We start from the raw sequence: 19,547 nt of genomic DNA, 5'->3' as shown, positions 1-19,547 counted from the left end.
AGCCCCGATCTTTTCAGCCCCGCCGGCGATTGAGGCGCGGGGTCCGGGGCAGAGCCCCGGGGTGGGGGCTACGCGCGCGGGTAGCGGGCCAACCAACCCGCCGAAGCGGCCGCAGGCCCATGCAGCGCAGCGCCCTGCGTCATCTCCATGGCGAAGTCATCCGCAAGTTCCAGGATCGTGGGCCTGCCCTCGACCTCCGCCACCCACGCCGGCGGCAACGCCGTCTCCCCGTGCAGCGCCCCGAGCAGACTCCCGCACAACGCGCCGACCAGCGCGGAAGGCCCGTCGTGATGCACGGCGAGCCCGAGCCCGTGCCGGATGTCGTCGCTGACCAGCGCGCAGTACACGGCAGCCGCGAGCACACCCGTCGCATCGCCCTCACCGACCAGCTCACCGACCCGCGCCGCGGTCGGCATACCCTGCCGTACGGCGCCGAGCGCGTGCTTGAGCGCGTCCGCGACGGGCGTATGCCCGGGGCGCGCGGCGAGCAGAGCCAGCGCCCGCTGCACGGCGGCGTCGAGCGAGTCGCCACGCGCGAGGGCGTGCACGAGAACCGCGTACGCTCCGGCCGACAGATACGCCTCCGCCGCACCGTGCGTATGCACCGCGCACTCGACGGAGAGCTGGAACACGAGCTGCGGCTCCCAGCCCACGAGGAGCCCGAACGGCGCGGAGCGCGTCACCGCCTCCGCCCCGTCCGCGTCCAGGTTCTTGGGTCGGTCGAGCGTCCCCATGACGTCGTTGCCGAGCCCCAGCAGACACGCCTGGGCGGCTCCCCGCCGCGAGTACAGCCACTCCTCGCGGGCCAGCCAGCCGTCCTCCTTGCGGCGCAGGTCGGGACCCCACTCGCGCTGGGTCGCCGCCCACCGCAGATAGGCCCGGTGCACGTCCGTCGGCGGATGCCAGGCGCCGGTGTCGCGGCGGACCTGGGCGCGGATGAGCCCGTCGACGGTGAACAGGGTCAGCTGGGTGGCGGCCGTAATGGCGCCCGTCCGCCCGTACACGGGCACCAGCTGCCCCAGCCCTTCCGCCCCGTGCTCGGCGTGGATTCCGTCGAGCGAGAGGCCGTCGAGCGGGGCGCCGAGGGTGTCACCGAGTGCGCCACCGAGCAGGGTGCCGCGCACTCTGCTGCGGAAGTCCTGCTGTTCTGTGCGACCCCATACGGCCGCCGCGTTGGACGCTGCGCCCATGGGGGACTCCTCCTGTCACGACCCTCGACCCTTCGGCTTGGAGCACTGTAATCGACCGACGTCGACCAGGAATGTTCACGAAGTGATGGGATCGTGGACGAGCGTGCGCACGCGGCCGCTCGGCTAGAGGTCGTCCGGCAGGATCCGGAAACACCCCGGCCTGCGCCCCAGCGGCCGCACCGTCCGGAAATCCCGGAGGTCCCTCGTGAGCACCGCGTCGGTGTCGTACTCCGCCGCGAGGGCGACGTTCATGGCATCCACGAGATCGAGGTCGAGGGAGTCGTAACGGGCGCGCACGGTCAGCGCCATGTCGAGCAGCGCCGGAGTGACCTCGGCCAGGACCAGCCGCGTCTCCGCCAGGCGACCCATCAACACGCGCATGACCCCGTCGGCAGCCCGCCGCCCGGCTCTGCTGGTGGCCACCTGATGGACCTCGGTGAGCGCCATCGGACTCGCGACCAGCAGACCGCACTCGTCGACCGCTTTCCGCGCGGCCAGGTGATCCGGATCCGACCTGTTGCAAAGCGTGAGAAGCCCCGAAGTGTCGGCGATCACGATCACGCAGCGCGTCCCCTGTTCTGCCGCGCGCCCGCGCCCGAGCCGCCGCCGGACCTCGCCGCACGCACGTCGTCATGCGTCACGGGTCCACCCAGGTCGATGGCCTCCTCATCGGCGATGAAGGGCTCGTCCCATACCCGGCGGGCCATCGCGATGCGATGGATGCCCTCCCGGATCATTTCGGCCTCGGACATACCCAGTCGCGCGGAGGCCTCTTTGATCAGCGCCAGATCCGCGTCGTCCGCGTAGACGTTCGTACGCTTCAATGCCATGACACCAATGGTACACAACCTGTACCACGACAGCGAGGCGGTCGTCCGGGTCATGCGGCGCGCACCATCGTCGCCGCACACTCCCGGCACTTCCCCGGCCCCGCCGCCCGGAACGCCCGGTCGCAGCCGTCGCAGTTCTGGAGCGGCAGCCGGCGTGGGGCGGGTGGCCCGGGCAAGGGCTCGACCGGGGGCTTCGGTGGGAGTTCGGGAGGCAGAGACGCGGCCAGCCGGTGTGCCAGCAGGGCCGCGGGGTGGCGGATCGGGACGGTGGGCAGGCCCGCCGTGAGGGCCCGCTTCACGTCGCCGGGCGTCATGCCCCGCGCCAGCCACTCCTCGGCGGCGGGGGCGAGGCGGCGGATGTCGCGTTCGGAGAGGAACAGGCGGGGGTCGTAGGTACGCAGGCCGACGAGGACGCCGACAGCGTCGGGGTCGGGGTCCTGGGGGTCGGGCTGCGGCGCCCGGAGCGACCGGCGCTGCGGGCGCGGTGCGCGGGGCTTCGGCTCGGTACGGGGTGCCTCGGGCGGCGCCTGGACGGCAGGAGGCTCCGGCGGTGCCTGGTCGCGCAGGTGCGGCGGCTTGTTGTACGAGATCGTGCGCGTGACGATCCGCCCGGACGGGAGCCGTTCCTTGATCCGCTCCAGGTAGCCGTGCGCCTCCAGTTCCCGCAGCGCGGCGGCGACCCTGACCTCCCCTACGGGGAACTTCGCGGCGAGGTCCTTGATGCCGACCTTCGACCCGTCGGGCAGCGACTGGATGTGCGTGGCCAGGCCGATCGCGGTGAGGGACAGGTCGGCGTGCTGGGCCAGGTGATGCCCGACGACGGTCAATTCGGACATGTGGCGATCCCTGGATCGGTGAAGCCCACGTGAGGGTGTGGCCGAACGGCCTGAATGGACGCGCGAGGGCGCGCTAGTCTGATTCGTAGACATCGGGAAGCGCTTCTTCCTTGATCGTCAGGCCCTCGTCCGGGATTGCCGTCCCGGCGGGGGCCGATTTGCATATGCGGCAGAGAGTGCACCACGAACTCGCCTGTTCGCCAGTCGAGTTGGCGATCGTCACTCTCGCGAGTGACGCCCCTCCGGTGGCTTACGTCCGGAGGTGAGGTGGGGGGGTTGGTTTTTCCCAACCCTTTCTTTGGTGGTTGGCGTACCGGATCACCGGATCACGCCAACTCGGGTCCCGGAGCGTCTTTCTCGACGCGATCCGGTAGGAGCTGCCCGGAAACGGCCCGCCGCTCCACCCGTTGGAGGATCCTGAGGTCACACGTCTTCTGGCGCTGAGGGGCACTGGGAAAGGCGGGACATCATGGATGCGGGCAAGGGACAGGGCCTTGTGACCGCGGCCAACCGCTTCACCACGCGTTCCGTGGACGAGGCGCGTGCCGTGCTGTCGCAGCAGTTCTACGACATGAAGCTGGACACGCCCGCAGCGGACGACTTCGACCTCGACGCCGACGTCGTGCTGCTGGGTGGCGTGACGATCGGACGCATGTCGTTCGGCGCGTCCATCAGGGCCTACATCCCTGAACTGGACTGCTACCACGTCGTGGCGCCCACGACGGGATCCTTCAGCATCGGCCAGGGCCCGGCGGCCGACACCCAGGTGTCGGCCCGCACAGGGGGCATGCTGAACCCCACGGGCAGCTTCCGAGTCGGCGATTTCTCGCCGGACTGCGACACCCTCACCATCAAGGTCGACAAGGCGGCGGTGCACCGGCAACTGGAGATCATGCTGGGCAGGCCCGCGCACCGTCTCGCCGACTTCAAGCCCGCGTTCGACATCTCCCAAGGCGCGGGCCGCAGTTGGGCGGGCCTGGCCCGCTGGACCGCACTCGACTCGAACAGTCCCGACGGGCTGTTGCAGAGCCCCATGATCTGCGGTCGGCTCGAACAGACCCTGCTGGAAGGGCTGTTGCTGGCGACCGATCACCGCTACCGCGAGGCGCTGGCCGCTCCCCCGCCCGCGCTGCCCGCAGCCGCCGTGAAGCGCGTCATGGACGCCGTGCGCGACAGCCCGGCCGACCCCTGGGACGCGAACCGGCTCGCCGCCGTCGCCCAGGTCAGCCTGCGCACGCTGCAGGAGTCGTTCCGCAAGCAGCTGCGGATGACGCCCATGGGGTACGTGCACGAGGTGCGCCTTCAGCACGTACGGATGCTGCTGCGTGTCGCCGAACCCGGCGAGACCACAGTCACCGTGGTCGCCTACCACTGGGGCTTCGCCCACCTGGGCCGGTTCGCCCGGCGCTATCAGGACCGGTTCGGCGAACCCCCCTCCCGTACGCTCGCCACCGCCGCCGCGCGAACCGGACAGCGGTCGCGCGCGAAGCGGCGAGACCGGACCCCGGCCCAGGACGTACGTTCCTGATGCCGCCCCGTTCACGGGATGTCGCGGTGATGGGCGGTGTCGGCGCCGCCCACCCGCCGCTCCCCTCCATCCCCATGTCCGGCGGCGGACCGAGTCGCAGACAATGCGGGAGCGTCTGCGCAACCTCGGGCCCGGCCGCCCACCCTGTCAGCGGCGCCGGGCCCGGGATCCCGAAAGCGTAGGCCCTACGGCTCCAACACCGGCAACAGCTCCGGGAGATGGCCGTCCGATGCCTGCGCGGACCGGACCCGTTCCTCGGCCACCTCCCCGTACAGGGTGGTGCGCGGCTTGGCCGGGCGGCCCGCCGTGTCGGCGACCTCGATCAGGTCCTTGACCGACTTGTACGAGCCGTAGGAGGAGCCCGCCATCCGGGAGATGGTCTCCTCCATGAGCGTGCCGCCGAGGTCGTTCGCGCCCGAGCGCAGCATCTCGGCCGCGCCCTCCGTGCCGAGCTTCACCCAGCTGGTCTGGATGTTGGGGATGTGCGGGTGGAGGAGGACGCGCGCCATCGCCGTCACGGCCCGGTTGTCCCGCATCGTCGGGCCGGGGCGCGCGATGCCGGCGAGGTAGACCGGCGCGTTGGTGTGGATGAAGGGGAGGGTGACGAACTCCGTGAAGCCGGCCACGTTTTTGGACAGTGCAGCCTGCTGGATGGACGCCAGGGTCCGGAAGTGGCCGAGCCAGTGGCGGGGCTGGTCCACATGCCCGTACATCATCGTCGAGGACGAGCGGATGCCCAGCTCGTGCGCGGTCTTGACGACCTCGATCCAGGTCGCCGTCGGCAGCTTGCCCTTCGTGAGGATCCAGCGGACCTCGTCATCGAGGATCTCGGCCGCCGTACCGGGGATGGAGTCGAGGCCCGCCTCGCGCGCGGCGGTCAGCCACTCGCGGATCGACATGCCGGTGCGGGACGCGCCGTTCACGACCTCCATCGGCGAGAAGGCGTGCACGTGCATGCCGGGCACCCGCTCCTTGACCGCCTTCGCGATGTCGAAGTACGCCGTGCCGGGCAGGTCCGGGTGGATGCCGCCCTGCATGCAGACCTCGACCGCGCCCACGTCCCAGGCCTGTTGGGCCCGGTCGGCGACCTGGTCGAGCGAGAGCGTGTACGCGTCGGCGTCCGTGCGGCGCTGGGCGAACGCGCAGAAGCGGCAGCCGGTGTAGCAGACGTTCGTGAAGTTGATGTTCCGTGTGACGATGTATGTGACGTCGTCACCGACCATCGACTTGCGGATGTCGTCGGCGATGCCGCACAGCGCGTCGAGGGCGGGCCCGTCGGCGTGCAGGAGGGCGAGGGCCTCGTCGTCGGTGAGCTTCGTCGGGTCGTCGGCGGCCTGCTTCAGAGCGGCGCGTACGTCGCCGTCGATGCGGGACGGCACCATTCCGGGGGCGGCCTGCTCGCGCAGCGCCTCCCAGTCGCCGTACACGACGTCGAAGTCGTCGCGGCGGTCCGACGTCCGGCCCTCGGTGTCGATGGTGCGGTGCAGGTCGGTGCGGCCCGACGACGCCACGTATCCCTCGTCCGGCTCCTGCCAGGGGCGGCCGACGACGGGCGCGTCGGCCACGGCGAGGCCGTCGGCGTCGGCCAGGGCGCTGACGTGCGGGAGCAGCCGCGGGTCGAGCCACGGCTCGCCGCGCGTCACGAACTCCGGGTAGACACACAGCCGTTCACGCAGCTCGAAGCCCGCCTCAGCCGACTGACGCGCCAACTCATCCAGCTTCGGCCACGGCTTCTCGGGGTTCACATGGTCGATGGTGACCGGGGAGACGCCGCCCCAGTCGTCGATCCCGGCGTCGATGAGGCGCGCGTACTCGCCGTCGACGAGGTTCGGCGGGGCCTGGATGTTCCCCGCCGGGCCCATGATGTGGCGGGCGACGGCGACCGTCGCGATCAGCTCGTCCAGCTCCGCGTCGGGCATCCCGCGCATCGCCGTGTCCGGCTTGGCGCGGAAGTTCTGGATGATGAGTTCCTGGATGGCGTGGTACGAGCGGGCGGTGCGGCGCAGCGCGAACAGCGAATCGGCGCGCTCCTCGTATGTCTCCCCGATCCCGATCAGCAGCCCGCTGGTGAACGGCACGGACGAGCGGCCCGCGTCCTCCAACACCCGCAGCCGCACGGCCGGTTCCTTGTCGGGCGAGCCGTGGTGCGGCATCCCCGGCTCGGACCACAGCCGCTCGGCGGTCGTCTCCAGCATCATGCCCATGGAGGGCGCGACAGGCTTCAGCCGCTGGAAGTCCGTCCAGGACAGCACCCCCGGGTTGAGGTGCGGGAGCAGCCCCGTCTCCTCCAGGATCCGGATCGAGATGGCGCGTACGTAGGCGATGGTGTCGTCGTACCCGTGCGCGTCGAGCCACTCGCGGGCCTCGGGCCAGCGGTCCTCCGGCTTGTCGCCGAGGGTGATCAGGGCTTCCTTGCAGCCCAGTTCGGCACCCTTGCGCGCGACGTCGAGGACCTCGTCGGGCGACATGAACATCCCGTGGCCCTCGCGGCGCAGCTTGCCGGGGACGGTCACGAACGTGCAGTAGTGGCACTTGTCGCGGCACAGCCGGGTGAGCGGAATGAACACGCTCTTGCTGTACGTGATGACACCCGGCCTGCCCGCCGCCTCAAGGCCCGCGTCGCGCACACGGGCGGCGGAGGTGGTGAGGTCGGCCAGGTCGTCGCCGCGTGCCTGCAACAGCACGGCGGCCTCCGTGACATCGAGCGCGACACCGTCTCTGGCCCGTTTCAGAGCGCGGCGCATCGCGTTGGCGGTGGGACGTTCTGCCTTGGTCTCTGCTACGGCGTCCGGATCACTCATGAACCGAGCATACGAGCGGATCTCTCCAGCGGGTCTTCCGGGAGCCGCCGAGGGGCACTAGTCTCGCCGGGTCCTGATCGACGCGGGACCGACGGGGGCTTGTCATGATTCTTCGCACGCGTCCCATGACCGTGCTGCTACTGCTGGTCGGCCTGCTGCTCGGCGGCGCACCGGCGACGGCATCGGCGTCGCCGTCGACATCCACCAGTAGCCACATCTCCGCGACTTCCGGGACGCTGCTGAAGACGACCTCCAAGGTCGACGTGAGCAAGAACGTCAGCCAGAGCGTCAGCAAGTCGAAGAAGTACAAGACGAAGAAGTACAAGACGAAGAAGAAAAAGAGGGGCAAATCGCTCAGCTGGATCTTCATCATCCTCATCGTGATCGTGGTGCTGGTCGTCGTCGGCCTGTTCCGCAAGCGCCGCCAGTAGTAACCCCTGGGGAGCCCCGACATGTGCACCGGCGAGAGACACGAGGACGCCCAGGCGGGCGAACACGGCATCGGCAGACGGGCGTTGCTCGTGACCGGTACGGCCACCGCGCTTACGCTCACGACCATGAGCTTCGCCAGCGCCGCCGACGGCGCGCAGTCCACCAAGACGCTCAAGGGCACGCTGCCACCGGGCGCGCCCGACTACGTCTACCTTCCCGTCGATGTCCCCTCGGGCGTACGCGAGATCAAGGTCTCGTACACGTACGAGAAGGCCACCGGGCTCCCCGCCGGAACCCAGAACAACGCCCTGGACATCGGCGTCTTCGACGAGCGCGGCACGGCGCTCGGCGGCGAGGGCTTCCGCGGCTGGTCCGGAGGCGCCCGCACCGAGTTCTTCATCCGCGCCGACGACGCGACGCCCGGCTACGTCCCGGGCCCCGTCCGCCCCGGCCGCTGGAACATCGCGCTGGGTCCGTACACGGTGGCCCCACAGGGCCTGCCGTACGAGGTGACGGTGACGCTCACGCACGGCCCCACCGGCGAGACGCCGCGCCCGAGTTATCCGCCGCAGCGGGCCCGCGGCCGGGGCCGCGCCTGGTACCGCGGGGACTGCCACCTGCACTCCTGGTACTCGGACGGCCGCCGCACACCCGCCGAGATCGGCGCGCTCGCCCGCGCCGCGGGCCTGGACTTCATCAACACCTCCGACCACAACACGCACTCCGCGCACGCGCACTGGTCGGACGTCGCGGGCGACGACCTGCTCGTGATGATCGGCGAGGAGATCACCACCCGTAACGGCCACGTCGTCGCGCTCGGCACCGAACCCGGCACGTTCGTCGACTGGCGCTACCGGGCCCGCGACAACCGCTGGGCCAAGTACGCGCAGCAGATCCGCCGCGCGGGCGGCCTCGTCGTCCCCGCGCACCCGCATGCGACGTGCATCGGCTGCGGCTGGAAGTTCGGCTTCGGCGAGGCGGACGCGGTCGAGGTGTGGAACGGCCCGTACACCCCGGACGACGAGGTGTCCCTGGCGGACTGGGACAACACCCTTGTCTCCTACGCCCGTTCAAAGGGCCGCACGGGGTGGATCCCGGCGATGGGCAACAGCGACGCGCACCGCGACCCGGACCGCGTCGGCGGCCCGCAGACGGTGGTCCTGGCGGACGACCTGACTCGCGAGGCCATCCAGGCGGGCATCAAGGCGGGCCACTCCTACGTCGCCGAATCCTCATCGGTCGAGCTCACCTTCACGGCGACCGGCGGCAAGGGCGAGACGGCGGGCATCGGCGACCGCCTCGCGGTCTCCCCCGACACTCCGGTCACCCTCACCCTTACGGCCAAGGCGTCCGCCCCCGACTGCACGCTCCACATCGTCACGGACCAGGGCACGCTCTTCACGACGACCGAGGCCACGGCGACCTGGCGCACCACCCCGGCGTACGCGTCCTACGCCCGCGCGGAACTCAGACACCCCCCAACGACCCCGGGCCTCCCCGGCCCCCTCGCGGCCTTCACGAACCCGATCTTCCTGGGGCCCCTTTAAGTTAAGCCCCATCCAAGCCCCTGCGGCGATTGAGGCGCGGGGGCTCAATTGGGCGCGGACTTCCGGAAGCGGATGAAGGCTGCGGGCACGATGTAGATCAGGGCGAGCGCTTCGAAGGCGAGAAGCATCGCGATGAGGCTGCTGACCAGGTCCATGAGGTTCTGGTACATGGACGGCTGCCACCTCGCCTCGCCCAGGTGCTGCACCTCGAGACCGGTCACGCTGTATCCGCCCACCCCCCACCAGGAGTGCAGGACCAGGACCGCGAGCCCGAGCCAGTACAGCAGAAACCGCTGGTTGGGGCCGCCGCTCCTGGTCAGCATGAACGCCAGGCCGATCAGCGCCGCCGCACCCGTCACCCGCGTGAAGCCCATGAAGGTCGCGTCGGCGAAGAAGACGAGGAGCGAGCCGAAGCCCGCGGGCACCAGCCACAGCAGCCCGAGCAGTGGCCGGCCCAGCAGCCTGCCACGGTCACCCCCGGCTACCGAGGCGCCCGGCCCGGACCGGGCTGCCGCCGCTCCCCAGGGCTGAGGAGCGGGGCCGTACGAGTACCGGGGCGGCGGCGGGGCGGCCTGCGTGGCGGACCCGTGGAAGCCGCCGGATCCGCCGGCGGGGCCCGGCGGGGTCGAGGGCGGCGGCGGGGTCGGGGCGCCCGGCGACGCCCCGGCCGGCTGCGTCGCGGCGCCGTGGAAGCCCGCCGGGGCTCCGGGGTCGTACGCGGTGTGGCCGGGACCGAAGCCCGGCTGCGGCCCCTGTTGCGGGAGCTGTCCGTGCAGCTCCGTGTCGACCCGCGCCTCCAGGTTCAGGAGCTGCCCCGACGTACGGGCGATCAGCGAGACGACCTGCGCGGGCAGCCACGTGTCGCTCGTCGCGTCGTGCGTGCGCGCCCGGCCCACGAGCTGCCCCGCGTCCGGCCGCGCCTCCGGCTCCGGGTCGAGGCACTGCCGGATGAGGTTCCGCAACTCCTCGTCCACGCCCGGGAGTTGCGGGTCGAGGCTGCCCCGGTGCGGCTGGACGCCGGTGGCGGCGAAGGCGAGCGTGAGCCCGAAGCTGTAGACGTCGGTCGCGGCGGTCACCCGCTCGCCGTACGCCTGCTCCGGCGACATGTAGGCCGGAGTACCGATCCGCGCCCCGGTCGAGGTCAGCCCCGCCGCGCTGAGACCCGCGTCGAGCGCGGCGTGCACGATCCCGAAGTCGATGAGGCGCGGCCCGTCGGCGGACAGCAGCACGTTGGACGGCTTGAGGTCACGGTGCACGAGCCGGTCCCGGTGCACGTGCTCCAGGGTCTGCGCGAGATCGGCCGCGAGCCGCCACAGCGATTCGGCGGGCAGCGGCCCGAACCGGTCGACCGAGTCCTGGAGGGAGGGCCCCGACACGTACTCCGACGCGTACCAGGGGTGCCGCTCCTCCAGACCGGTGTCCACGACCGGCACCGTGCCCGGCGCCCCGACCCGCCGGACGACGTCCGCCTCGCGCCGGAACCGCTCACGGAACCCCGGCTGCGCCGCCATGTCGGCGTGGATGAACTTCAGCGCGACGGAGCGGCCTCCCGCGTTGCGGGCCAGATAGACCCGCCCCATGCCGCCCTCACCGATCCTCCGCAACACCCGGTATGTACCGACCGTGCGCGGATCCTGCGCCTCCAGCGCCTCCATGGAACCCCCGGTTCCGCCGTAGTGACCGTCTGCAACTGTGCAGGCTGACCTGCTTGTTGTAAAGACGCACTAAAGGGGCCCGTGGGTTCCGTGAGGCGACAGATACCCTCCTCCTGCGGCCTGCCCAGCTAGCCCGGCCACACGATCGACTGCCACTCGCTGTACGCGTGCAGGGCGTACGAGCCGACGTCCCGGCCCACCCCGCTCTTCTTGAAGCCGCCGAACGGCGCCTCCATGTTCCGGCCGATCGTGTTCACGCCGACGCCACCGGCCCGCAGCCGCCGCGCGACCCGGAAGGCCCGTGCGACATCGCCCGACCACACGTAGTCGATGAGGCCGTAGTCGGAGTCGTTCGCGAGGGCGATCGCCTCGTCCTCGTCGCCGTCGAAGGGGACCACGGCGACGACGGGCCCGAAGATCTCCTCGCGCACCACCCGCATGTCGTTGGTGCAGTCGGCGAGCAGGGTGGGCGATATGTAGAAGCCGTTCTCGAACGCGGGGCGCTCGCCGCCCGCGACGACCGTCGCGCCCTCCTTCCGCCCCAACTCGACGTACGACTCGATCCGTTCCCGGTGCGCTGCCGAGATGACGGGCCCGACGACGGTCCCCTTCGCGCGCGGGTCGCCGACCTTCATGTAGCCGATGTACGCGGTGAGCTTGGCGACGAACTCGTCGTACACGGACCGGTGCACGATCGCCCGCGTCGGGGCCGTGCAGATCTGCCCGCTGTAGAAGGCGTACGTGGTGCCGATGCCGGCCACCGCCGAGTCCAGGTCCGCGTCGTCGAGGACGACCGCGGCGCCCTTGCCGCCCAGCTCCATCAACTGCCGCTTCATGGACCGTCCGCACACCTCGCCGATGCGCTGCCCGACGGCGGTGGAGCCGGTGAAGCTGACCATGTCGACGTCGGGCGAATCGACCGCGGCCTCGCCGACGCCGACCTCGGTCCCGCTCACGACGTTCACGACACCGGCCGGAACTCCCGCCTCCTCCAACGCCGCCGCCATCCGGAACACGGACAGCGGATCCTGCGGCGCGGGCTTCACGAGCACGGTGTTGCCCATGGCGAGCGCGGGGGCGACCTTGCCGGCCGGGTTGGCCCACGGGTTGTTGTATGAGGTGATGCAGGTGACGACGCCGACCGGCTGCCGCACGGCGAGCGCGCCCGTCACGCCCGCCTTGCCCATCGGCCCGGCCTCGTTGATCTGCGGCGCCATCGCCTCCTCGACCGGTTCCAGCGCCCCCTTCGCGTACCGCCGGAACCGCGCGACGCCGACACCGACCTGCATGCCGCGCGCGGTCCCGGTCGTCGCCCCGCTCTCCTCCTGGGCCAGCTCGGCGTTGCCGGCGAAGTCCCGTTGCATGAGGTCGGCGGCCCGGTGGAGGATCGCGGCCCGCTCCTCCGGCTTCGTACGCGACCAGGGCTCGAAGGCATCGCGGGCCGCGCGCGCGGCGTCGTGCACCTGCTGCCGCGAGGCCTCGGGAGCGTGCCCGACGACGGCCTCACTCGCCGGATCGACCACGTCATAATGCCCGCCCTCGGGCTCGACCCACTCACCCCCGACGAACAGCCTTTGCCCTTCGCTCACTTGGTACTCACCGTCCGGGTGTCGGCGCCCGACCGCAGCACCTTGCCGGGTACCACGCCGCTCACGACATCCCCACGCATGGCCTCAACTCCATTGACCCACACGGCAGTTATGCCGATCGCCTTCGAGTCGAGGCGCGGGCTGTCGCCGGGCAGATCGTGCACGAGAGTGGCTTTCCCGGCATCGATGGTCTCGGGGTCGAACAGCACCAGGTCGGCGTGGAAGCCCTCCTGAATCCGCCCCCGCTCCCGAAGCCCGAACAACTGCGCCGGATCATCGGTCAGCATCTTGACGGCCTCCTCCAGGCCGAGCAGCTTCCGCCCCCGCAGACAGTCCCCGATGAACCGGGTCGTGTACGGCGCACCGCACATCCGGTCCAGGTGCGCGCCCGCGTCGGACCCGCCGAGCATGACGTCCTCGTGGTTCCAGGTCTCGGCCCGCAGCGCCCAGGAGTCCGGGTCGTTATCGGTCGGCATGGGCCACAGCACGGTCCGCAACCCGTCATTGGCACAGATCTCGACGAGACACTCGAACGGCTCCTGCCCCCGCTCAGCGGCAATGTCCTTCACGACCCTCCCCGACAGCCCCTCATTGGCCTCGGAGTACGTGTCACCGATGACATAGCGCCCGAAGTTCGCGAGCCGCCGGAAGACGCCGGCCTCCTTGCTGTCGGCGCGGCGCAGCATCTCGCCCCGCACCTCGGGGTCACGCAACTTGGCGATACGTTCCTCAACAGGCAGCGCGAGCACCTCGCCCCACCCGGGTATCAGATTGAGCGCGCAGAACGTCCCGAGGCTCATGTTCATCGGCGTCAGGATCGGCATCGTCAACGCGACGATCCGCCCACCCGACTTCCGGGCCCGCTCACTCGCCTCCAACTGCCGCGGCACGCGCTCGGGCACGGAGGCGTCGATGGTGAGCACGTTCCAGTTGAGCGGCCGCCCCGCGGCAGCGCTCATCTCCACGAACAACTCAATCTCATCATCACTGAACTGATCGAGACACCCGGCGACGATGGCCTCGATCTGCGTCCCCTCGTGCTCACCGACCGCGTTGCTGAGCGCGATCAGCTCAGCGGGCTTCGCATGCCGGGAGGCGACGGGCTCGCCGTCCCCATCCGAGTGCGAGGACGACTGAGTAGTGGAAAGCCCCCAGGCCCCGGCCTCCATCGCGTCCTTCAACAGCCCAACCATCCGGTCGAGTTGCTCGGGCGTCGGCTGCCCACCGACAGCATCCGCCCCCATCACGTACCGCCGCAGCGCGCAATGCCCCACCATGAAACCGGCATTGACGGCGATCCGCCCGTCAAGGGCCCCCAGATACTCCCCGAACGAATTCCACGTCCACGGCGCCCCTTCCTCCAGGGCGACCAGCGACATCCCCTCCACCCTGGACATCATCCGCCGGGTGTAGTCGGCGTCACCGGGCTGCGCCGGGTTCAACGGGGCGAGCGTGAACCCACAGTTGCCTCCGGCGACGGTGGTCACGCCGTGATTGAGCGAGGGCGTGGCATACGGATCCCAGAACAACTGGGCGTCGTAGTGCGTGTGCGGATCGACGAACCCGGGCGCGAGCACGAGCCCCGAAGCATCCTCACTGCTCCGAGCCTCCTCGCCGACCTTCCCGACTTCGGCGACAACGGCAATCCGCCCGTCCCGAATCCCGACATCAGCCACGAAGGCGGCCCCACCGGTCCCGTCGACAACGGTGGCACCCTTGATGAGATGGTCGAGCATACGAGTTCGTCTCCCTCCAACGATCAAGCCGACAATCAAGCCCTTGCGGCGATTGAGCAGGCCTTTCAAGCCCGTGCGGCGATTGAGCAGACCTTTCAAGCCCGTGCGGCGATTGAGCAGACCTTTCAAGCCCGTGCGGCGATTGAGCAGGCCTTTCAAGCCCGTGCGGCGGTCGAGCCTTTCAAGCCCCTGCGGCGATTGAGCAGCGGGGCCCGGGGCAGAGCCCCGATCTTTCAAGCCCCGCCGGCGATTGAGGCGCGGGGCCCGGGGCAGAGCCCCGCGACCGCAACCCCGGCACGGCCAAGGACCCCGGTCTCCGTCCGGGAGGGGAAACCGGGGCCGGTCCGAGAGGACTACGCGGCCGACCGGAACCTGGTCGTCCGATGCACCGGATCCGTATCGATCTTCGGAATCACATGCTCCCCGATCAACTTGATCGAATTCAGCGTGTCCTCATGCGAAATCCCGATGGGCAACCCGAACGACAACTGATCCGCCCCCGCCTGCTCCCACCTCTTGCACTGCTGCAACACCTCATCCGGATCCCCACAGATCATCAACTCCTCGGCGATGAGCAGCTCGATGATCTCCTCCGAGTAGTCCGGAAGCAGCTCCGGCCACTCCGGAATCCCCTCCGGCCGCGGAAACGTGTCGTGGTACCGGAACAGCAGCGACTGCAGGTAGTTGAGCCCACCGCTGACGGCGATCTGCACCGCCTTCTCGTGCGTCTCCGCACAAATCGCGGTCGACGTCACCATGACGTTGTCGTTCACGAAGTCCCCGACAGGATCCGGGTCCTGAATCGCGGTCTTGTACTGCTCAAGCACCCACTCCATGTCGGAGACCTTCTGCACGGAGAACCCCAGCACCCCCAGCCCCTTCTTCGCCGCCATCGCATACGACGGCGGGGACCCGGCCGCGTACCACATGCCGGGGTGCGACTTCCCGTACGGCTTGGGCAGGATCTTGCGGGGCGGCAGCTCCCAGTGCTTGCCCTTGAACCCGACGTACTCGTCCTGGAGCCACATCTTCGGGAACTCGCGGATGGTCTCTTCCCAGATCTCCTTGGTGTAGTTCATGTCGGTGACCCCCGGCATGAACCCAAGAATCTCGTGCGATCCCGCGCCTCGCCCACTGCCGAACTCGAACCGCCCCTCACTCAGGTGGTCGAGCATGGCGACCTTCTCGGCAACCTTCACCGGGTGGTTGACCGGCGCCAGCGGGTTGAAGATCCCGGACCCCAGATGAATCCGGTCGGTCGCATGCGCGAGATACCCGAGGAAGACGTCGTTCGCGGAAAGGTGCGAGTACTCCTCCAGGAAGTGGTGCTCGGACGCCCAGGCGTACTTGAAGCCGGACTTGTCCGCCTGGATGACGTACTCGGTCTCGTTCATGAGCGCGCGGTGCTCGGCGGTCGGATCCGTCAGCGCCTTCTTGCCCAGGTATCCCTGTACAAAGAGCCCGAATTCCAAGGAGGTTCACCGTCCTCGTCAGTTTCTGACGCATCGTCAGATTGGATGAAACGACTGTTCCACTGCGTTCGCCGACCGTCAATACCTGACGCACCGTCAGGTGCAGTCGACAGGCCGGGGATCACAACACACTGACCCCCGCGAGCCACCCCCCGTCCACGACGAACGGCTGCCCGGTGATGTACGCCGAGTCCTCCTCCGCGCTGAGGAAGAGCGCGAGCCGCGCGACCTCCTCCGGCTTCCCGACGCGGCCGAGCGGCACGAGTTTGCGGTACAGCTCGTCGACCGCCTGGGCCCCCTCCTCGGAGTTCGCCTCCGGGTCGAGCTGGGACGGGTTGCTCATGGCGGTGTCGATGGCGCCGGGGCAGACGGCGTTGACCCGGATCTTCTGCGCGGCCAGCTCGAGCGCGGCGACCCGCGTGAGCCCCACGATGGCGTGCTTGGTGGCGGTGTACGCGCCGACGTACGCCATGCCCGTCACGCCCGTGTACGAGGAAGTGTTGACAATGGACCCGCCGCCGGCGGCGCCGATCTCTGGCGCGACGGTCTTGATCCCGAGGAACGCCCCCACCTGGTTGACCTGGATGACCTGCTGAAACTCATCCAAAGGCGTCGAGACCAGCTCGTTGAACCGCAGAATCCCCGCGTTGTTGACGAGCCCGTCGATCTTCCCGAAGGCAGCCTTCGCGGAGCCGACGGCGGCGACCCAGTCCTCCTCCTTGCTCACGTCCAGGTGGACGTAGATCGCGTTGCCGTTGCCGAGGTCCTTGGCGACGGCCTCGCCCTGATCGTCGAGCACGTCGGCGACGACGATCTTCGCGCCCTCCGACGCGAAGAGCCGCGCCTCCTGCTCTCCCTGTCCGCGCGCCGCACCGGTGATGAGGACGACACGCCCATCGAGCTTGCCCATGCGTCAAACCCCTTGCCTAGTCGGTCAGTTGAGGTCGTTCAGGTGCGGAGCTGCTTCGACGGCGAAGGCCGCCATCTGATCGGTGAGTTCTTCGCGCGACCGGCTGCGGAACCGGATCTGGATCTGCTGCACGCCCATCGCGGCGTACGCCCGCAGCGACTCGGCGATCGCCTCGCCGCCGCCCGTCAGGGTGCGCCGCCCGACGTCCCAGGCCGGCGCACCCACGTACAACGGCTCGGTGATGGCGCCCACGGTCAGCGGCGCCTCGACCCCGGCCTCGGCGCGCAGCCGCCGCAGCTTCTCGATCTGCGCCGGAAGCCGGCCCCTCGGGTCACCCTGCGGCAGCCAGCCGTCGCCCTTGAGCGCGGCGCGGCGCACGGCGGGGGCGGAGGAGCCGCCGACCCAGATGGGTACGCGCCGCTGGGCGGGCCTGGGCCGCTGCCCGAGCCCTTCAAAGGAGTACAACTCCCCTTTATGAACAGGGAATTCATCCTGCCCCAGCGCCGCCTTCAACGCGTCCACACTCTCGTCGAGCACAGCGCCGCGCTTCGCGAAATCGACGCCGAGCGCCTCGAACTCCTCCTGTACGTGCCCGGCCCCGACGCCCAGGACGAGCCGCCCGCCACTGAGGTGGTCGAGGGTCGCGTACTGCTTGGCGGCGGCGAGGGGGTGCCGGAGCCCGACGATCGCGACATGACTCAGCAGCCGTACGCGCTCGGTGATGCCGGCGAGGTACGCGAGCGTGGCGACGGGGTCGTACCAGGTCGTCGACATGGCGTCGGCGAGGCGCCGCGGGATGGCGACGTGGTCGCAGCAGGCCACATAGTCGAAGCCGCCCCGGTCGGCGGTGCGGGCGATCTCGGCGAGATCCTCCACACCGGCGCCCGCCTCCCAGGGTTCGGCGTAGACGGTGCTCTGGGATTGGACCGGGAGTTGCATTCCGTAGGCGAGCAAAGCCATGAGCACCCCTGCCGGTAGATTTCCTGACGGGCCGTCACATCTGGCTGACGCGCAACATCCTCACGTCTGACGCTCCGTCAGGCAAGGGGTGGCACTGCCCGGTCTCGGGCTGCTGCGGGGCCCCCGCCCCCACGCCTCGGGGCTCCGCCCCGGACCCCGCGCCTCAAACGCCGGCGAGGCTGAATTTTCCCCACCGGCGCCGGGGCTGGAGCCATCGAGACTGCGGGGCCGACCCATGAACCCCTGCGGCGACTTGGCAAACCTCCAAGCCCCGCCAACACTTCAGGCCCAGAACCGAGCCACCCTCAAGCCCCTGCGGCGATTGAGCAGGCCTTTCAAGCCCCGCAGCCCGCGGGGCTCGGGTCGGAGCCCCACTTCAGGCCCCGCCGACGATTGAGGCGCGGGGCCCGGGGCAGAGCCCCGGCCTTTCAAGCCGCACCCTTCGGACGAGAGCCCGCGGGACCCGGGGCGGAGCCCAACCTCAAGCCCCGCCGACGATTGAGGCGCGGGGCCCGGGGCAGAGCCCCGGCCTTTCAAGCCCCGCCCCACCTCAAGCCCGCACTTCGGACGAGAGCCCACGGGGCCCGGGGCAGGGCCCCGTGACCGCAACCCCGGCACCCGGCCGCCCGATCAGGGCCTCCAGCACCCATCCGCCCCCAACCCCAACAACTCAATCGCATTGCCCCGCACCAGCCGATCCACCACATCCCCCGCCAGATGCCCCATCTGCGCCTCACCGACCTCCTTCGACTTGGGCCAGGTCGAATCGGAGTGCGGGTAGTCCGTCTCGTACAACACATTCCCGACCCCGATGGAATCGAGATTCTTCAGCCCGAACGCGTCGTCGAAGAAGCAGCCGAAGACGTGGTCGGCGAAGTACTCGGACGGCGGCTTGCGCACCTTGTCGGCGACGCCGCCCCAGCCCCGGTTCTCCTCCCAGACCACATCCGCCCGCTCGAGGATGTACGGGATCCAGCCGATCTGCCCCTCCGCGTACATGATCTTCAGGTTCGGGAAGCGCTCGAACTTGCCGCTCATCAGCCAGTCGACCATCGAGAAACAGCAGTTGGCGAAGGTGATGGTCGACCCGACGGCCGGCGGCGCGTCCGGTGACGTCGACGGCATCTTGCTGCTGGACCCGATGTGCATCGCGATGACCGTCCCGGTCTCGGCGCACGCCGCGAGGAACGGGTCCCAGTCGTCCGTGTGGATGGACGGAAGCCCGAGATGCGGCGGAATCTCCGAGAACGCGACCGCCCGCACCCCGCGCGCGGCATTGCGCCGCACCTCCGCCGCCGCCAACTCCGGGTCCCACAGCGGTACGAGGGTCAGCGGTATGAGCCGCCCCTGCGCCTCGGGGCCGCACCACTCCTCCACCATCCAGTCGTTGTACGCCCGGACGCCGAGCAGCCCGAGCTCCCGGTCCTTGGCCTCCGTGAACGTCTGCCCACAAAAGCGCGGGAACGTGGGGAAGCAGAGGGCGGACTGGACGTGGTTGACGTCCATGTCGGCGAGCCGGGCGGGCACGTCGAACGACCCCGGCCGCATCTGCTCGTACGTGATGACTTCCAGCTTGATCTCGTCCCTGTCGTAGCCCACCGCGGTGTCGAGCCGGGTCAGCGGCCGGTGCAGGTCCTCGTAGACCCACCAGTCGCCGATGGGTCCTTCGTCGCCGGGGTTCCCCATGACGGGCGCGAACTTCCCCCCGAGGAAGGTCATTTCCTTCAGAGGGGCCCGGACGATCCGGGGCCCGGTGTCGCGGAACTTCTTCGGCAGCCGGTCGGACCAGACGTTGGGCGGCTCCACGGTGTGGTCGTCGACGGAGATGATCTGCGGGAAGTCGACCGATTCCAGGGGAGTTTGGGCGTTTCGGGTGCTTTCTGTCTCCGTGGTCTCCATGGGCCCACGGTAGCGCCGATCTGACGACCCGTCAGCTAGTGCGGGCGCAGTGGTTCCCGATGGTTCACGCGTGAGGTCTCTGTGATGGGTGCCTTCCATGGCTGACGTATCCGCCAGGAACAAGGCAAACTGACGGCAGTTGTCTTTGATGTGCGCGCGACA

15 protein-coding genes are annotated in these 19,547 nt (G+C 69.8%); 3 read left to right on the top strand and 12 right to left on the bottom strand.

All coding sequences use genetic code 11. From position 1 onward, the window contains the following. Positions 1 to 68: 68 nt before the first annotated feature. The 4 genes from ABT004_RS25565 to ABT004_RS25550 form a co-directional block, all read right to left on the bottom strand. Positions 69 to 1,190: an ADP-ribosylglycohydrolase family protein gene (locus tag ABT004_RS25565; RefSeq protein WP_351341216.1), complete on the bottom strand. Its 1,122-nt coding sequence runs from the start codon at positions 1,188 to 1,190 to the stop codon at positions 69 to 71. Positions 1,191 to 1,313: 123 nt separating this feature from the next. Continuing rightward, complete coding sequence (locus ABT004_RS25560) at positions 1,314 to 1,751, bottom strand: type II toxin-antitoxin system VapC family toxin (protein ID WP_351341213.1); 438 nt, start codon at positions 1,749 to 1,751, stop codon at positions 1,314 to 1,316. Beyond that, positions 1,748 to 2,020 (bottom strand): ribbon-helix-helix domain-containing protein, encoded by a 273-nt coding sequence (locus ABT004_RS25555; protein WP_351341211.1) that lies wholly within the window; start codon positions 2,018 to 2,020, stop codon positions 1,748 to 1,750. The genes ABT004_RS25560 and ABT004_RS25555 overlap by 4 nt, the downstream gene beginning before the upstream one ends. Positions 2,021 to 2,070: 50 nt before the next feature. Continuing rightward, the gene (locus tag ABT004_RS25550) at positions 2,071 to 2,856 is read right to left on the bottom strand and encodes a helix-turn-helix domain-containing protein (protein ID WP_351341208.1); all 786 of its coding nucleotides are present in this window, start codon (positions 2,854 to 2,856) and stop codon (positions 2,071 to 2,073) included. A 469-nt stretch (positions 2,857 to 3,325) separates the two neighbouring features. On the opposite strand from ABT004_RS25550, the gene ABT004_RS25545 reads away from it, so the two are divergent. Then, positions 3,326 to 4,384 carry an AraC family transcriptional regulator gene (locus ABT004_RS25545; RefSeq protein WP_351341205.1) on the top strand — a complete coding sequence of 353 codons (1,059 nt, stop codon included), beginning with the start codon at positions 3,326 to 3,328 and terminating at the stop codon, positions 4,382 to 4,384. Positions 4,385 to 4,569: 185 nt separating this feature from the next. Here the strand turns inward: ABT004_RS25545 and ABT004_RS25540 are convergent, their stop codons facing one another. Continuing rightward, positions 4,570 to 7,185: a bifunctional FO biosynthesis protein CofGH gene (locus tag ABT004_RS25540; RefSeq protein ID WP_351341203.1), complete on the bottom strand. Its 2,616-nt coding sequence runs from the start codon at positions 7,183 to 7,185 to the stop codon at positions 4,570 to 4,572. A 104-nt stretch (positions 7,186 to 7,289) separates the two neighbouring features. On the opposite strand from ABT004_RS25540, the gene ABT004_RS25535 reads away from it, so the two are divergent. Beyond that, a complete protein-coding gene (locus tag ABT004_RS25535) occupies positions 7,290 to 7,616 on the top strand; it encodes a hypothetical protein (RefSeq protein WP_351341201.1) in 327 nt (108 codons plus the stop codon). Between the two features lie 21 nt (positions 7,617 to 7,637). Continuing rightward, a complete protein-coding gene (locus ABT004_RS25530) occupies positions 7,638 to 9,164 on the top strand; it encodes a CehA/McbA family metallohydrolase (RefSeq protein WP_351341198.1) in 1,527 nt (508 codons plus the stop codon). Positions 9,165 to 9,208: 44 nt separating this feature from the next. Here ABT004_RS25530 and ABT004_RS25525 read toward each other — a convergent pair whose 3' ends face one another. From ABT004_RS25525 to ABT004_RS25495, 7 genes are all read right to left on the bottom strand, one after another. Next, entirely contained in the window at positions 9,209 to 10,819 is a 1,611-nt protein-coding gene (locus tag ABT004_RS25525; protein ID WP_351341195.1) for a serine/threonine-protein kinase, read from the bottom strand. A gap of 128 nt (positions 10,820 to 10,947) precedes the next feature. Further along, the gene (locus tag ABT004_RS25520) at positions 10,948 to 12,408 is read right to left on the bottom strand and encodes an aldehyde dehydrogenase family protein (protein WP_351341193.1); all 1,461 of its coding nucleotides are present in this window, start codon (positions 12,406 to 12,408) and stop codon (positions 10,948 to 10,950) included. After that, positions 12,405 to 14,144, bottom strand: a complete 1,740-nt coding sequence (locus tag ABT004_RS25515) for an N-acyl-D-amino-acid deacylase family protein (RefSeq protein ID WP_351341221.1) — start codon at positions 14,142 to 14,144, stop codon at positions 12,405 to 12,407. Before ABT004_RS25515 ends, ABT004_RS25520 begins: the two co-directional genes overlap by 4 nt. Positions 14,145 to 14,497: 353 nt before the next feature. Further along, positions 14,498 to 15,616, bottom strand: coding sequence for an LLM class flavin-dependent oxidoreductase (locus ABT004_RS25510; RefSeq protein ID WP_351341190.1), 1,119 nt, complete (start codon positions 15,614 to 15,616; stop codon positions 14,498 to 14,500). Positions 15,617 to 15,737: 121 nt separating this feature from the next. Continuing rightward, positions 15,738 to 16,526: an SDR family NAD(P)-dependent oxidoreductase gene (locus ABT004_RS25505; RefSeq protein ID WP_351341188.1), complete on the bottom strand. Its 789-nt coding sequence runs from the start codon at positions 16,524 to 16,526 to the stop codon at positions 15,738 to 15,740. Between the two features lie 24 nt (positions 16,527 to 16,550). Further along, on the bottom strand, positions 16,551 to 17,486 hold the full coding sequence (locus ABT004_RS25500) for an LLM class F420-dependent oxidoreductase (RefSeq protein WP_351341186.1): 936 nt from the start codon (positions 17,484 to 17,486) through the stop codon (positions 16,551 to 16,553). Positions 17,487 to 18,116: 630 nt separating this feature from the next. After that, the gene (locus tag ABT004_RS25495) at positions 18,117 to 19,385 is read right to left on the bottom strand and encodes an amidohydrolase family protein (RefSeq protein ID WP_351341183.1); all 1,269 of its coding nucleotides are present in this window, start codon (positions 19,383 to 19,385) and stop codon (positions 18,117 to 18,119) included. Between the last annotated feature and the right edge of the window lie 162 nt (positions 19,386 to 19,547).

The organism is Streptomyces sp. NPDC002790 (assembly GCF_040295505.1).
Classification (GTDB): Bacteria; Actinomycetota; Actinomycetes; order Streptomycetales; family Streptomycetaceae; genus Streptomyces.
The sequence above is the reverse complement of the archived record's forward strand: the minus strand, read 5'-3'. Positions and strand labels throughout refer to the sequence as shown.

Excerpts from the sequence above, each read along its gene's own strand:
- ABT004_RS25505 (WP_351341188.1), bottom strand. The coding sequence starts at position 16,526 with ATGGGCAAGCTCGATGGGCGTGTCGTCCTCATCACCGGTGCGGCGCGC.
- ABT004_RS25525 (WP_351341195.1), bottom strand. The coding sequence starts at position 10,819 with ATGGAGGCGCTGGAGGCGCAGGATCCGCGCACGGTCGGTACATACCGG.
- ABT004_RS25500 (WP_351341186.1), bottom strand. The coding sequence starts at position 17,486 with ATGGCTTTGCTCGCCTACGGAATGCAACTCCCGGTCCAATCCCAGAGC.
- ABT004_RS25555 (WP_351341211.1), bottom strand. The coding sequence starts at position 2,020 with ATGGCATTGAAGCGTACGAACGTCTACGCGGACGACGCGGATCTGGCG.
- ABT004_RS25495 (WP_351341183.1), bottom strand. The coding sequence starts at position 19,385 with ATGGAGACCACGGAGACAGAAAGCACCCGAAACGCCCAAACTCCCCTG.
- ABT004_RS25515 (WP_351341221.1), bottom strand. The coding sequence starts at position 14,144 with ATGCTCGACCATCTCATCAAGGGTGCCACCGTTGTCGACGGGACCGGT.
- ABT004_RS25550 (WP_351341208.1), bottom strand. The coding sequence starts at position 2,856 with ATGTCCGAATTGACCGTCGTCGGGCATCACCTGGCCCAGCACGCCGAC.
- ABT004_RS25540 (WP_351341203.1), bottom strand. The coding sequence starts at position 7,185 with ATGAGTGATCCGGACGCCGTAGCAGAGACCAAGGCAGAACGTCCCACC.
- ABT004_RS25565 (WP_351341216.1), bottom strand. The coding sequence starts at position 1,190 with ATGGGCGCAGCGTCCAACGCGGCGGCCGTATGGGGTCGCACAGAACAG.
- ABT004_RS25535 (WP_351341201.1), top strand. The coding sequence starts at position 7,290 with ATGATTCTTCGCACGCGTCCCATGACCGTGCTGCTACTGCTGGTCGGC.
- ABT004_RS25530 (WP_351341198.1), top strand. The coding sequence starts at position 7,638 with ATGTGCACCGGCGAGAGACACGAGGACGCCCAGGCGGGCGAACACGGC.
- ABT004_RS25545 (WP_351341205.1), top strand. The coding sequence starts at position 3,326 with ATGGATGCGGGCAAGGGACAGGGCCTTGTGACCGCGGCCAACCGCTTC.